11 protein-coding genes are annotated in these 13,422 nt (G+C 57.0%); 7 read left to right on the top strand and 4 right to left on the bottom strand.

What is annotated here, in order from left to right; translation table 11 throughout:
* Nucleotides 1-77: 77 nt before the first annotated feature.
* The 3 genes from AC6I8T_RS23565 to AC6I8T_RS23555 all read left to right on the top strand — a co-directional run bounded on the left by AC6I8T_RS23565 (nt 78) and on the right by AC6I8T_RS23555 (nt 2,699).
* Nucleotides 78-347 (top strand): hypothetical protein, encoded by a 270-nt coding sequence (locus tag AC6I8T_RS23565; RefSeq protein ID WP_208726015.1) that lies wholly within the window; start codon nt 78-80, stop codon nt 345-347.
* Nucleotides 344-1,870, top strand: a complete 1,527-nt coding sequence (locus tag AC6I8T_RS23560; RefSeq protein ID WP_497834499.1) for a sodium:solute symporter family protein — start codon at nt 344-346, stop codon at nt 1,868-1,870. The genes AC6I8T_RS23565 and AC6I8T_RS23560 overlap by 4 nt, the downstream gene beginning before the upstream one ends.
* 139 nt (nt 1,871-2,009) lie before the next feature.
* Nucleotides 2,010-2,699, top strand: coding sequence for a DJ-1/PfpI family protein (locus AC6I8T_RS23555; protein ID WP_208726555.1), 690 nt, complete (start codon nt 2,010-2,012; stop codon nt 2,697-2,699).
* On the opposite strand, the gene AC6I8T_RS23550 is transcribed toward AC6I8T_RS23555, so the two are convergent.
* The 4 genes from AC6I8T_RS23550 to AC6I8T_RS23535 are packed head-to-tail and all read right to left on the bottom strand — an operon-like array spanning nt 2,689 to nt 9,261.
* Entirely contained in the window at nt 2,689-4,281 is a 1,593-nt protein-coding gene (locus AC6I8T_RS23550) for a cyclic peptide export ABC transporter (RefSeq protein ID WP_497834498.1), read from the bottom strand. The genes AC6I8T_RS23555 and AC6I8T_RS23550 overlap by 11 nt on opposite strands.
* 8 nt (nt 4,282-4,289) lie before the next feature.
* Complete coding sequence (fhuB, locus tag AC6I8T_RS23545; RefSeq protein WP_208726012.1) at nt 4,290-6,272, bottom strand: Fe(3+)-hydroxamate ABC transporter permease FhuB; 1,983 nt, start codon at nt 6,270-6,272, stop codon at nt 4,290-4,292.
* Nucleotides 6,269-7,138: an ABC transporter substrate-binding protein gene (locus AC6I8T_RS23540; RefSeq protein ID WP_208726011.1), complete on the bottom strand. Its 870-nt coding sequence runs from the start codon at nt 7,136-7,138 to the stop codon at nt 6,269-6,271. The genes fhuB and AC6I8T_RS23540 overlap by 4 nt, the downstream gene beginning before the upstream one ends.
* Nucleotides 7,132-9,261 (bottom strand): TonB-dependent siderophore receptor, encoded by a 2,130-nt coding sequence (locus tag AC6I8T_RS23535; protein ID WP_208726010.1) that lies wholly within the window; start codon nt 9,259-9,261, stop codon nt 7,132-7,134. Before AC6I8T_RS23535 ends, AC6I8T_RS23540 begins: the two co-directional genes overlap by 7 nt.
* A 158-nt stretch (nt 9,262-9,419) precedes the next feature.
* Here AC6I8T_RS23535 and AC6I8T_RS23530 point away from each other — a divergent pair, with 158 nt between their 5' ends.
* The 4 genes from AC6I8T_RS23530 (at nt 9,420) to AC6I8T_RS23515 (ending at nt 13,414) form a co-directional block, all read left to right on the top strand.
* A complete protein-coding gene (locus AC6I8T_RS23530; protein ID WP_208726009.1) occupies nt 9,420-10,205 on the top strand; it encodes an AraC family transcriptional regulator in 786 nt (261 codons plus the stop codon).
* A gap of 418 nt (nt 10,206-10,623) precedes the next feature.
* A complete protein-coding gene (locus tag AC6I8T_RS23525) occupies nt 10,624-11,820 on the top strand; it encodes a M20 metallopeptidase family protein (RefSeq protein WP_208726008.1) in 1,197 nt (398 codons plus the stop codon).
* Nucleotides 11,821-11,836: 16 nt separating this feature from the next.
* Complete coding sequence (locus AC6I8T_RS23520) at nt 11,837-12,682, top strand: transporter substrate-binding domain-containing protein (protein WP_208726007.1); 846 nt, start codon at nt 11,837-11,839, stop codon at nt 12,680-12,682.
* 12 nt (nt 12,683-12,694) lie between these two features.
* Nucleotides 12,695-13,414 carry an ABC transporter permease gene (locus AC6I8T_RS23515; protein WP_208726006.1) on the top strand — a complete coding sequence of 240 codons (720 nt, stop codon included), beginning with the start codon at nt 12,695-12,697 and terminating at the stop codon, nt 13,412-13,414.
* The last annotated feature ends 8 nt before the right edge of the window (nt 13,415-13,422 follow it).

Genomic DNA, 13,422 nt, shown 5'->3' with positions numbered 1-13,422 from the left:
TTAACACCACAGGGGAAGGCTGTCTGACAGCAGGTAAAGGAGTGCGCACACCGTCATTGTAAATTTCGGAGGGGATTATGAGTACCATGATCATGGCACAACAGTTGCGTGCCCGCATAAGCATCAAAAATAAAATCTTTGCCATCTATCTGCTGGCGTTATTACTTCTGGCGCTTTGTCCACCGTTATATTTAAGCGTCAGCGGAAGCGGTGCGTTATTTCTTGGTGTTCCGTTGCCAATTATCTACTGGCTTTCTATTGCGGTATTTCTTGGCGTCGGATTATGGGTGATGTATCTCGCTGAATGTGCTTTTGGCGAAATTCCCGCGGATGAGGAAGTATCATGAAAATTAGCACCGCAGAACCACATTATTTAATTACCTTTGGCATGATCGGTTTATTTCTGGCGATCATGATTGCTGTCCTGTATGCCACGAACCGTAAAAGCACCTCGTTTTCCGATTATGCAGTGGGTGGACGCTCTTACGGTCCCTGGTACATCGCCATGAGCTACACCAACTCCTGGTGGCCGGGCGCAACCTTTACCGCGTTTTTTGCGCTGTCGGTCAGCGGCGTGATTGGCTTCTATGGCGCGGTTTACTCAACGCTCGGCGTCACCGCGATGTACCTGATGGCGCGGCGTGCCTGGAAGTGGGGGCAACACTTTAATTTGACCACGCAGCCCGACCTGCTGGGTATGCGCTACAACAGCCCGGCGGTGAAACGAGTGGCGTCAATTATCGGCATCATTTGTGTCTTCCCGTGGGTGGTGATGGGAATTCAGGCACTGGCGCTGTTGGTGGAGTTCGCCAGCTTTGGCCGCTGGGGCGTGACCACCTGTCTGATCGCCGGCGTGCTGCTGATCCTGGTGCGTCAGTACTGGACCGTCAGCATGGGTATGCGTGGTTTGATTATGACCGACATGTATCAGGGGATTATCGCCTATGGCCTCGGTGCGCTGGTTTGCGTAGTACTGCTGTTCAGCGGTGATCACAGCTTTGGTCAGCTATCGTCACTGCCGCCTGCGATGTTGCAGATTCCGGGTGCAGAAGGCTCCCATTACGGCCCCTGGTATATGTTCAGCCTGATTTTTACCGGTGTGGTTGGTTCGATGTGTTGGCCAATGAGTTTCCAGCGCATTTACACCGCCAGCGGTATTCGTGCGGTAAAGAAGGGGACATTGCTGACAATCCTGCTGGTGGGCGGTTTCTACGCCATTCTGATGTTGTTCGCTACGGCGGTGAGCCAGGATCCCAATGTGCAGGCCAATCCGCAGAACGGTTTCTTCACGGCGTTGTTTGATCAGGGCGGTCCGTGGTTGCTGGCACTGGCGCTGGTGATTGTGCTGGCGGCGAGTATCGGCCATGTTGATGGTTGTGTGCAGGTGTGCGGTACGCAATTTGCCAACGATCTTGCTACCTGGAATAAGCCGCGCAGCGATCGTCAACTGACGGTACTGGCGAAGTCCGGCATGGTGGTGTTTATTGCAGCGGCAGCGCTGCTGGCTTATTTCACCTTTAACTACTCGCGTTTGCAGTTGCTGGCGCAGATCTCCTATCAGGGGATCATCCAACTGGCGGTGCCGCTGTTCTTCGGTATCTTCAGTCGCTTTGGCAACAAGCAGGGCGCGCTGCTGGGGATGATGACCGGCATCATTATTGCGATCGTGCTGACGGTGTTTTTCCCGGATGACATCCCGGTGCTTGGCTCACTCACCAGCGGCATTGTTGGCCTGGCGGGTAACCTGCTGGTGTTTGTCGCCTGCGGTGTGCTGGTGCCGGTGGATGCAAAAGAGAAAGCGCGGGTTGATGAGCTGTTTGCGCTGGCAGAACGCCCGGCCCAACCGATGGTGAAACCGGTACTGAATTAACGTGTATTGCGTAGCGGCGCGATTTATCGCGCTGTTTAAACAACGCGCGATAAATCGCGCCGCTACGAATCAGGATGCAACTTTCCCCAAACAAGTCCATGATAAGTCGATAATTCCCTCCCTGGAGTCGCTCATGGCAATGTCCACCCCCTTCAATATTGGTCTGCTGCTTTTCCCGGAACTGACGCAACTTGATCTGACTGGTCCGTGGGAAGTGTTTGCCCGTATGCCAGGCGTCAGCAACTATCTGGTATGGAAAGACCGTCAGCCCGTGATGTCTGACCGTGGTCTGACTATGTTGCCGACGACCACCTTCGCGGATTGCCCACCGCTGGATCTGATCTGTATCCCCGGCGGGCCGGGCCAGATTGCCCTGATGGACGATGAAGAGACGTTGGCCTTTGTGCGTCGTGTGGCGGAAAATGCGCAGTGGGTCACGTCGGTTTGTACCGGGTCGCTGGTGTTAGGGGCGGCAGGGTTGTTGCAGGGCTATCGCGCCACTTCACATTGGGGATCGATTGATCAGCTCAGTTTGTTTGGCGCAACGCCGGTGCAAGAGCGAGTGGTGCGTGACCGCAACCGTATTACCGGTGCGGGTGTCACCTCGGGCATCGATTTTGCGCTGACGGTGGCTGAGGAACTCCTGGGACGTGATGCGGCGGAGGCTATTCAGTTGCAGATGGAATACGACCCCGCACCGCCTTTCGATAGCGGTTCACCGCGCAGCGCTTCAGCGGAAAGGCTGACACAGGCCCAACAGCAGATGGCCGCGTTCATCGCCCGCCGTCGTGCGGCGAGCGAAAAGGCAGGGGAGCGCCTTAAGCGTTAATCAATTGGCCCAGTTCCAGTTTCAGGCAGCGATCGGCGAGGTGAAAATAGCGATCGTCATGGGTGATCACCAGCACCGTCTTGCCGCGGGCTTTAAGCGCGGGCAACAGTTGATGATAAAACACCTCGCGAAACGCCGGGTCCTGATCGGCGGCCCACTCGTCAAACAGATAGAACGGACGATCTTCCAGCCATGCCACCAGCAGCGCCAGCCGTTTGCGCTGTCCGGTGGAAAGCGCCAGCGTGGAAAACACGCCGTTTTCCAGTGTGACCTTGTGCTGTAGCTGCAAGGCCGTCAGCAATTGCTGCGCCTCGTCATTCCAGCGCGCAGTCGCAATCCCCTGTAAATCATCAAACAGATGAAAATCGTTAAACACCGCCGAGAACAACTGGCGATAGCGCGCGCGGTTGGCGTCGGTGACGGCGACATTGTCGAGCAGCAACGCGCCGCCATCAGGTTGATACAGGCCGGTGATAAGCCGGGCGAGGGTCGTTTTGCCGCTACCGTTGCCCCCGGTGAGATATACCAGCTCGCCGGGGGTGAATTGCAATGAAATCGGCCCAACCTGAAAGCCGTTTGGTGTGCCGTGATGATAGATCAGGTCGCGCAGCGCCAGCGTGTGAAAGGTCGACGGTGGTGTGTCGAAGTGAGTTTGCTCCGGCGGCAGTTGCTGCTGCATGGTATTGATGCGTTTCAGGGCAACCTGGGTCAGCGTCAGGCTTGGCAAAGTGGAGAGGGTGCTCTCAATCGGCACAATCATATAAAGAAACACCATCGCGAAACCCGAAAGCACTGCGCCACGCAGATCCAGCACCTGCGCCAGCAAAAACATCACCACGCCGATAAAAGCAAAAAAGAACACACTGGCCCAGATGTTCGCCAGCGAGTACAACACATAACCGCGTGTGCGCTCGACGCGTACCTGTTCAATGGTGGTAACCAAGCGGTTGTGCAGAAACGCTTGTTTGCGTGCGGCGTGCAGGCGCAGTTCTTTGGCTCCGCTGAACAGCGCGTTAACATCGCCAGTCAGGGTTTCTTCGCGCTGGCGTGACTGACGCATCAGTTGCAGAGCGCGGCGATGCACCCAACTGTAACCCAGCGAGCCGATAAATACGGTCACGATAGCAATCGCCATCACCGGCAGCGACAGATAGCCCAAATACGCCATGCAGCCGACAATCACCGCCAGCGACATAATGAACGCGGGCAGCGAGACAAAAAACACCACCACCTGATCGAGATCCTGCGTCAGGATACTGAGCGCGCGCGGCATGCCGTGTGTCTCCAGATCGGCGTAGCGTGCATCGGCCACCTGCTGCACCAGCATCCGGCGCAACTGTGCTTTGCTACGCTGCCCCATTGCCATAAACAGCGACTGACTCAGGGTGCGGGTACCAAGCATCAGTAACGCCAGCAGGGCAAATTGCCACGCCAGCTGTAAACGTTGCGCATCGCTGGCGTTGAGTCCCTGATTGATCAGCGCCAGTAGTCCGGCATTGCTTAAACCGCCCACCACGCTACAACCGAGCGCGAGAAAAAACAGCGCACCGGTGGTGCGCAGTAACATCAGGTAAATCGCCACCTCATCTCCTATGAGTTTGTACTATTCAGCGGACGCCATAGCAGCAGCGCCAGCCACGGGCCACCAATCAACGTTGCCATCAGTCCGGCCGGAATTTGTCGTGGATACAAAAGATTATTGCCTGCCCAGTCAGCCAGCATCATTAACACTGCCGCGATCAGCACTGCCAGCGTCAGTTGTTGGAGCGGTCGGCGTGCGCCCAGTTGCCGTGCCAGTTGTGGGCCGAGCAGGCCAATAAACGACAGCGGGCCGACGATTAAGGTTGCGACGCCGGTCATGGCGGCCGCCAACACCATCAACAGCAGGCGCGCCTGCGTCACATCAAGCCCCAGCGAGGGGGACACGCTGCTCAAGGGTAACAACAGTAAAGCCCGCCTCAGCAACGGCGTCAGCGCCAGCAACAGCAGTGCCAGCACCAGCGCAATACCCGCGGTACTGGCGTTAACATAGTAGGTTGAACCGGTCATCAGTTGGCGCAACATCGCGGCTGCCATGCCGTTATTACTCAGTACCACCGCTGCGACTGACTGGAACAACGCCGTGATCGCCAACCCGCTCAATAACATCCGTTGTGGATTCAGCGCGTAGTGGCGCGCCTGCCACAAGGTCAGCGCCAGCGTCAGTAACGCACCCACCGCACTGCTTGCCAGCATGGCGACGACGCCACCCAGCGGCCACAGCAGCAACTGCACGGTGATTCCGAGCGCAGCACCCGCGCCAATCCCCAACAGTTCCGGGCTGGCCATCGGGTTGCGGCTGATGCGCTGAATAATCACGCCTGCTGCCGCCAGCAACATCCCGGCGGAGATCGCCGCCAGCAGACGTGGCAGGCGGAACGGTAGCATCGCCCGCAGTTCGTTAAGGGAACTCCAGTGCCAGCCGTGAATACCACGGGCAAAATCGAGCGACACCGCCAGCATCAGAAAAAAGAGCAGCGCGACCGGCAGCAGCGTATAGCGAGCGCCAGGATAGGGGGGCTGGTGTGGTTCACTGACATCGGGTTGGAAAATATGGCGCAGACGGGGTAAAAACCACAACAGCAACGGGCCACCCGCCAGCGCCGTCATCATCCCGGTGGGCAACAGCAGGCCGCCAATACCGTTAAGACGGCTAACGCCCTGATCGGTTAACCACAGCAGACCGGCGGCCAGCAGCGGTGACCAGATCAGTTTTTGTCTTAAGGTTTTTGCCCCGGCCAGCACGGCAAGATGGGGGGCGGCGAGGCCAATAAAACCAATCACACCCACCACGCTGATGACCAGGCTGCTGATCACTAACGCCGACAACAACGCCACGCCGCGCACGATGCCGGCAGGCAGACCAATGGAGCGGCTCACCTGTTCATTCAGTGTCAACAGCCGCAGCGGGCGCAGAATAAAGCATACTGGCAGCGCGGCTATCACGACCCTTGGCAGTAACCACGCTAGCTGGCTGGCGTTTTCCTGCGCCAGCGTGCCACCCCCCCAGATAAATACGGCGGCCAGCGAACGGTCATAAATCACTGACAACAGCAGATTGACCGATCCGCAATAGAGATTGACCAGCATACCCGCCAGCGTCAGCGCCAGGGGGGTAAAACCCTGGCGCAAACTCAGCAGAAACACCACGGCAAAGGCGAGCAGCGCACCGCTGAACGCCACCCATTCACGCCCGGCCAGCAACCATGACGGACCAACCAGCGCGGCCAGCGACAATGCCAGGGTGGCCCCGGAGGCGATACCTAACGTCATCGGTTCGGCCAGTGGGTTACGTAATGCTTGTTGCATCACCACGCCGGTAAAGCCGAGCGCCAGTCCGCACAGCCACGCCATGCCCTGGCGCGGTAGCCACATCTGGCTGAAGATCTGTTGTGCAAGGCTGAGTTGTGCATTGCCCTGTAGCGCTTGCCAGGCGGCTGACCACGTCAGTTGTTGATGGCTTTGGTGCAGGCTGAGGGCCAGCGCGACGGCAAACAGCAAACCACAGAGCCAGCCTGGATGTCGTCCTGTCATGCGTGGGCTTCCTGTAGCGCGTTCACCAGCGTTTCGGCAAAACGCACCGCCGTGAGTACGCCGCCTTCCGTCGATAGCCCATCTGGCAGAACCACTCTCTGATGGCCGCCACGCATCAGGGTATGCCACAACGGAGAGGTCAGCATCGGGCTAAGATCCACTTCCGGCCAGGACGGCAGCAGCACCAGCCAGCCAGGTGGCATTTGCGCCAGTTGCTCCAGTTCCAGCGTTGCCACGCCCTGCGCACCTACGGCAAACGGGACGTGATGACCCAGGCCCAGCAACGCCAGCATGTCATTGAACAAACTGCCCGGTCCGAACGCCAGCACATGCAGGGTATCCAGCGGATGCAGCAGATAGAGGGGGCGAGGCTGAAAATGCGCGGCGCGCTGACGCGCCTGATCAAGACGTGCCAGCAGGGGGGCCATCACGCGATCCGCCCGACCAGGATCCCCTGCCAGCTCGGCCAATGCGTGCAGATTTTGCTGCGCCTGTTGCCAGGGATGTGGGCTGTAAGTCGCAAAGTAATGCAGCGGGGCGATACGCGATAACTGCGCTTCAGCCATGCGGTGCGCGGGCGTCACCAGCAACTGAGTGGGGCGCAACTCAAACAAGGTTTCATAGTTGGGCTGAAATAGCAGGCCGACATCGACCACCTGTGGCGGCAATGTTGGCTGGCTAAACAGGCGGCGATACCAGTCGGTCGCCGCAACCCCCACCGGTGTGATACCCAGCAGTAGCGCCATTTCGGTTAATCCCCAATCGAGGATCACCCAGCGGGGCGCGTTGGCGGCCCGCAGTGGATATGAAAGCAGGGCAGCGCTTGCCAGCGCGCCCTGGATCAGTTGCCGACGACGGATTACCACTGATAACTCACCGTGGCGATCAACTGGCGGCGCAGGCCAAAGTGGCAACCAAGATCGTTACAGTTGCTGATGTACTGTTTATCCGTCAGGTTTTGCAGATTCAGCGCCAACTGCCACTCCTGCCAGCGATAACGCATCATCGCATCGTAGATGGTTCTGGCCGGGACTTTCAGGCTGTTGTCGGTGGTCGCGTAGTTGGTGCCAACATAGCGGGCACCGCCGCCGAGGGTGATGCCATCGAAGATGCCGGGTAACGCGTACTCGGTCCACAGACTTGCGGTCTGGCGCGCAATCGCCACCGGCTGTTTGCCTTCGGTATCATCGTTTGCTGAGATCACTTTCGGGTTGGTCAATGCATATGACGCATTCACCAGCCAGCGCGAAGTAATATTGGCTTTGCCTTCCAGCTCGAAGCCCTGCGAACGAATCTCACCGGTCTGCACCGAGTAGTTGACGTGATCCGGATCAGCAGTCAGTACATTGGTCTGACGCAGGTCGTAAAGCGCAGCGCTGAACAACGCATTAAAGCCATTCGGCTGATACTTGATACCCACTTCCGACTGTTTGCCTTTGGTCGGTTTGAAGGGGTCCCCGCCGTAAGTGGTGCCCGACTGTGGCTGGAACGACGTACCGTAGCTGATATAGGGGGCGATACCGTTATCAAAATGGTACATCAGTCCGGCACGACCGGTGGTTGCATAGTCGTTCAACTCGGTGCGGGTTCCGGTGTTCCAGTTCTGCGCCCGACTCTGCGCCTGGTCATAACGGCCACCGAGGTTCAGGATCCAGTGGTTCCACTTCATGCTGTCCTGCACGTAGAAACCAAGCTGGGTCATAAAGGAACGGTTGTGGTAGTCAATCGATGGGCTGGCCACCGGAGTACTGTAATCCGGGTTGAGATAGCTGATATCGGACGCAGTACCGTAGCCGCTGTTTTGTCGCAGATCGTCATGTACATAATCCATCCCCAGCGTGACGGCATGATTAACCGGGCCGGTGTAGAGGTTGCCCTGCACATTGGTATCAACATCAAAGGCGTTAAAGGACTCGATGATGCGCATACTGTCGCGGCTGACGGTGGCCGATCCATCGACGTTGGTGCCGGTGGGATAGACCATCTGATAATCGCTGCTGGTATGCAGATAACGCAGATTCTGATGCACGCTCCAGGTGTCATCGAATTTGTGCATAAAGTCGTAGCCAACACTGGCCTGCTCACGGCGGTAGTAATCAAAACCGGGCTGACCGCCGTAGAAGTTGTCGGAGAAATTCCCCTGTGCCAGGTGGATCAGGCTGCCTTCCAGCGGCATTTGGTTGTAAAAACCGGTGTAAGGGTCTTTGCGGAATTGGGAAAGCAGCGTTAGCCGCGTGTCATCATTGGGCTGCCAGGTCAGCGCCGGGGCGATGTCATAGTGCTTGTATTTGGTGTAATCGACCTGAGTATCGCTGCGTGACCAGGTTCCGGTAATGCGTCCTAACCAATGTTCATCATTATCCAGTGCGCCTGAGAGATCTAACCCGGTTTCAAACAGATTATGGCTGCCGGTACTGACAAAAATCTGGTGGATCGGTTCGGCGGTGGGGCGCTTGCTTACCATATTGACCACACCGCCAGGACTGGCCTGACCAAAGGTGACGGAGTCCGGGCCTTTGACCACTTCGACGCGATCCAGCAGGAAAGTATCGAAATTCGGACGCGACCAGTACGTCACCGTAGGCAAGCGCAGGCCATCGAGAAACTCATCGGCTGAAAAGCCGCGAATGGTGATGTCATCAAAACGATAATCCGCACCGCCGCCCTCTGAGCCGATCCCGCTGTTGTAGCGCAACGCCTGCGCCACGTTCAACGCACCTTGTGAGGCCATCTGCGCCTGGGTGATCACCGAAATACTTTGCGGCGTTTCGATTAACGGACGGCTGCTTTTGGTGACAGAATCGGCTTTCTTCGCCACCTGGTTCCAGCTATCGGCATCGCCGCCATCGCTATCGACATTATTATTGGCGGTGACGGTCAGCGTGGTGTCGTGCGTATTATTGTTATCTGCGGCCCATGCAGGTGCGCTGCTAAACAGAATCAGCAGCATTGCGCTCAGCGGTGTGCGCTGAAAAGTGCGATGACGCATTAAATTAATCCCCGATATAGTCCAATACCCTAAAATAGTGATACAAATGATAATCATTCCTATTTTATTTCATAGCGCCCCGCTGGCGGCTTTGCGAGATCACACACCGGAATGACGCAGAGCAGACAGCAATCGGCAATCTGACAGGATTGGGTGAGATGGTATTGAACAAACCACGGTTAGCTGACGATTCCCCGGCGCTACCGTTATTGACCACACGGGAAATGCATTATCACGCGGGACGTGAGGAGCGCTGGCATGCGCATGAAGTGGCACAACTGGTGTTGTGTTTACAGGGTGTGATGCGGGTACAGACGCACACCGCATCCTGGACCTTAACGCCTGGCAGGGCGTTGTGGCTGCCGGGCACGGTTCCTCATGCGCTGACGGCGTTAAGCGATATTCGCAGTCTGAGTTTGTATCTGGAACCGGTAGTGGCACGCGCCTTTTGGCCGGAAGCGCACAGCATGATGATTTCGCCGCTACTCCAGGCGTTGATGCAGACGCTGGTGGAGATTGGGTTGCAGCCACATCCCGATCTACAGCGTGTTGAACTGGTAACGCCGTTGCTACTGGATGAATTGCGCCGCGCCCCGGAGGGTCCGGTGTGTGTATTACCGTTACCCGCGGATCGTCGCCTGATGAACATTTGCCAGCAGCTACTGCAAAGCCCGGCCAGCAGTGACACGCTGGAGGAGTGGGGCAGTCGTGTTGGCGCCAGTTCACGGACTCTCGCGCGGTTGTTCCGCGATCAAACCGGTATCACCTTTACCCAATGGCGACAGCAGTTGCGTTTGTCGGAAGCGTTGGTCCAACTGGCGCAGGGCCAGCCGGTGTTACGCATTGCCAGTCAGCTTGGCTATCAAAGCCCCAGCGCCTTTATCTCCATGTTCCGCCGTTTACTCGGCGATACACCGCAACGCTTTTTGCGAATTTCAGGCTGAAATCGCCAGCCTGAAAGTCGGTCGTCCCCGCGTATCACGCGGTTGAACCCAGGGATGGCGCTCTCAGGCTCGCCAGCAGTGTGGCATGGATTTTACACGCCGCGCGTCACGCCACCGTCGATAGAGCGTGAAATGAGTGGCCGAGCGGGTCCGATTGCGATGGGTTTTTTTGTTCAGTAACAAAATCAGAAATGCTGATGATTCCGGGCCAGTTATGAATGTTATAACTGGTTCATTTGCCTGACGCGGTTTTTTATCCTGCCTTCGCAGGGGATTAGCAAAATATCACGAAAATTCAGCAAGTAACCCGCGAGATTGCGCGTTGCATTCTGCCAGGGGCTGTGAATAAATACAGAGACTTTCTTCATAAAAATGCCATAAAGGCCGGGCGTAAGCCTGAGAAAAGAACACCGCACTTATGACAGACCATAAAGCCACGTTGGCTCGGGAAATCAGCGCCAGAAGCGAAAGCCTCGAAGCGCATCTCATCGCTATCCGCCGTGATATTCACGCCCACCCTGAACTGGGTTTCGATACCATCCGCACCGCAAAAATTGTTGAGCAGGAACTGCTGGCACTGGGCCTGACGCCACAAACCGGCGTCGGCAAAACCGGTGTGATGGTGGATATCAAAGGTGAGTATCCCGGCAAGACCTTGCTGCTGCGCGCCGATATGGACGCGTTGCCGATTCACGAACAAACCGGATTGCCCTTCAGCAGCAACTATCCCGGTAAAATGCACGCCTGCGGGCACGATATTCATACCGCAACCATGTTGGGCGTGGCAGCGATCCTGCCGCATTACCGCCACCAGTTGCATGGCACTGTACGCCTGATTTTTCAACCCGCCGAAGAGACGCCGGAAAGTGGCGCGGAAGCGATGATTGCTGACGGTGCTGCCGATGGCATCGATCTGGCGGTGACGCTGCACAACAAACCTGAGCTGGCGGCCGGTGAAATCGGTCTGACGCGCGGGGCCAGCACGGCATCCAGCGATGAGTTTGATTTGGTAGTGCACGGCGTCTCTACCCATGCGGCACGCCCGCATATGGGGACCGACCCGATTATCGCTGCCGTGCATCTGATTACCCAGTTGCAGACCATCATCTCGCGTGAAGTCGATCCGTCGAACTCAGCGGTACTGACCGTTGGCCATATTCACGGTGGTACCACGCATAATATCGTCCCTGATAGCTGCCTGATTCAGGGCACGGTACGTGCCAAATCACCGGCCACGCGCGCGCATATCGAGACGGCGTTTAAACGTATTTGTGCCGGGGTGGCGCTGGCGCTGAACACGCGTATCGAGGTCAATTATCAGCGCGGCGTGCCGCCCCTGATGAATGATGATGCGTTGATTGATCAGCTGGAAACCATTCTGTCGCACCAGTTCGGTAAAACGATTGTGGCGAAACCCAGTGCCAGTTTCGGGGCCGAGGATTTCTCGCTGTTTACCGAACGTGCGCCGGGTTGCCAGATCCATATCGGTTCTGGCGCACCGGGTCGCGACGATCATCTGCACAACTCGGACTACCAGCCCGACGAGCGCAGTATTCACGCAGGCACTCAGGCTTTAGCCCGTTTAGCCATCGATCTACTCTCCAACAATCAATAACAAACTTTGAGGTTTTATGATGCGTAAAGGGCTTTTTACTGCTTCCGTTGGCATGCTGCTGCTTGCCTCTTCTGCTCTGGTCCAGGCGAAAGATTTCGGCACCCTGAAATTTGCTACTGAGGCGGCTTATCCTCCGTTTAACCAGTCCACACCGAGCGGCAAAATTGTCGGTTATGAGCCGGATATGGTGGCGGAGCTGGCAAAGCGCGTTGGCTTTAAATATGAGCTGGTGGCGCAGAAATGGTCTGGCATGATCCCAGGCCTGGTAGACGGCAAATATGACGCAGTGGTTGATGCGGTTACCGTTACGCCAAAGCGTGAAGAGGTGGTGGATTTTACCCATCAGTACACCGTGAGCGTTTCAGGTTTCGTGACCCTGAAGGGCAGTGCGCTGGATACCCTGCCGGGTAACAACGAAGTGGTCACGGCGGGCGATGAAGCGGGTATGACCAAAGCCATCGACGCGCTGCGCGCGAAATTCAAAGGCAAAACCATTGCCGTGCAGGTTGCCACCATTCAGGCTGACTTCCTGAATAAATACCTGGCCGATGTTGCCACCATCCGTACTTATCAGGGCGGCCCGGAAACCTTCGCTGACCTGCTGAATGGTCGTGTTGATGCGGTAATGGCGTCACGCACCAACCTCAACGCCTATGTGAAAAAGCACGCTGATACCGTAAACAGCACCGGCTACGGTTTTGTCGGCGGTGTGCTGGGTCAGGGTTCGGCTATTGCCTTGCGTAAAAACAACCCGGAACTGAAAGCCGCGCTGGATGCTGCGCTGGTATCGATGATCAAAGACGGCACCCTGAAACAGCTTTCTATCAAGTGGTTCGGCGAGAACGTCGCACCTGCGGAGTAATGCCTGACGCTTATGACTATCGACTGGCAACTGTTAGGGTTTGGTGACGAAGGCTGGGGCGGCGTGCTGCTCAATGCCGCCACCGTCACCGTGACCGTTTCTCTCTGCGCCTGGCTGCTGGGCGCAATTCTTGGCAGCCTGTTGTGCTGGATGCAGATTGGTGGATCGCGCTGGCAACAAAAGCTGGCGGGTGGTTACATCACGCTGTTTCGCGGTGTGCCGGAACTGTTGGTGATTTACCTGTTTTACTTTGGTGGCCGCCAGGTGGTGGCCTTCTTTGGTGAAATCCTCGATATCCCCGGCCCCTACGATGTAAACGGCTTTGTAGCCGGGGCCATCGCTATCGGCCTGATCTCCGGTGCTTATCAAAGCGGCGTGTTTCGCGGTGCGTATTACGCCATCCCAAAAGGCACGCTGGAAGCGGCCACCGTCACCGGTATGGGCCGTTTAATGATGTTTCGCCGCATGATTGTGCCGCAGGCGCTGAAAACGGCGCTGCCCGGCATGGGTAATCAGTGGCAATCGGTGATTAAAGAGTCGGCCCTGGTTTCGGTCACTGGCCTGGTGGAAACCATGAACCAGATTTCGACCGCCTCCAACTCAACGCAAATGCCGTTCTTCTTTTACAGCGTGGGAGCGGTGATTTATCTGATCATCACCACCTGTTCCGATTTTGTCTTCCGCTATGTGGAAAAAGTGGCCATGCGCGGGCAACAACGCGCCCGGTTGTAAGGAGGCCT

Source organism: Pantoea sp. X-Soil-OKNW-556 (assembly GCF_059730695.1).
This window is presented reverse-complemented; position numbering and strand designations above follow the sequence as displayed.

Excerpts from the sequence above, each read along its gene's own strand:
- fhuB (WP_208726012.1), bottom strand. The coding sequence starts at position 6,272 with ATGACAGGACGACATCCAGGCTGGCTCTGTGGTTTGCTGTTTGCCGTC.
- AC6I8T_RS23515 (WP_208726006.1), top strand. The coding sequence starts at position 12,695 with ATGACTATCGACTGGCAACTGTTAGGGTTTGGTGACGAAGGCTGGGGC.
- AC6I8T_RS23560 (WP_497834499.1), top strand. The coding sequence starts at position 344 with ATGAAAATTAGCACCGCAGAACCACATTATTTAATTACCTTTGGCATG.
- AC6I8T_RS23555 (WP_208726555.1), top strand. The coding sequence starts at position 2,010 with ATGTCCACCCCCTTCAATATTGGTCTGCTGCTTTTCCCGGAACTGACG.
- AC6I8T_RS23520 (WP_208726007.1), top strand. The coding sequence starts at position 11,837 with ATGATGCGTAAAGGGCTTTTTACTGCTTCCGTTGGCATGCTGCTGCTT.
- AC6I8T_RS23535 (WP_208726010.1), bottom strand. The coding sequence starts at position 9,261 with ATGCGTCATCGCACTTTTCAGCGCACACCGCTGAGCGCAATGCTGCTG.
- AC6I8T_RS23565 (WP_208726015.1), top strand. The coding sequence starts at position 78 with ATGAGTACCATGATCATGGCACAACAGTTGCGTGCCCGCATAAGCATC.
- AC6I8T_RS23525 (WP_208726008.1), top strand. The coding sequence starts at position 10,624 with ATGACAGACCATAAAGCCACGTTGGCTCGGGAAATCAGCGCCAGAAGC.
- AC6I8T_RS23530 (WP_208726009.1), top strand. The coding sequence starts at position 9,420 with ATGGTATTGAACAAACCACGGTTAGCTGACGATTCCCCGGCGCTACCG.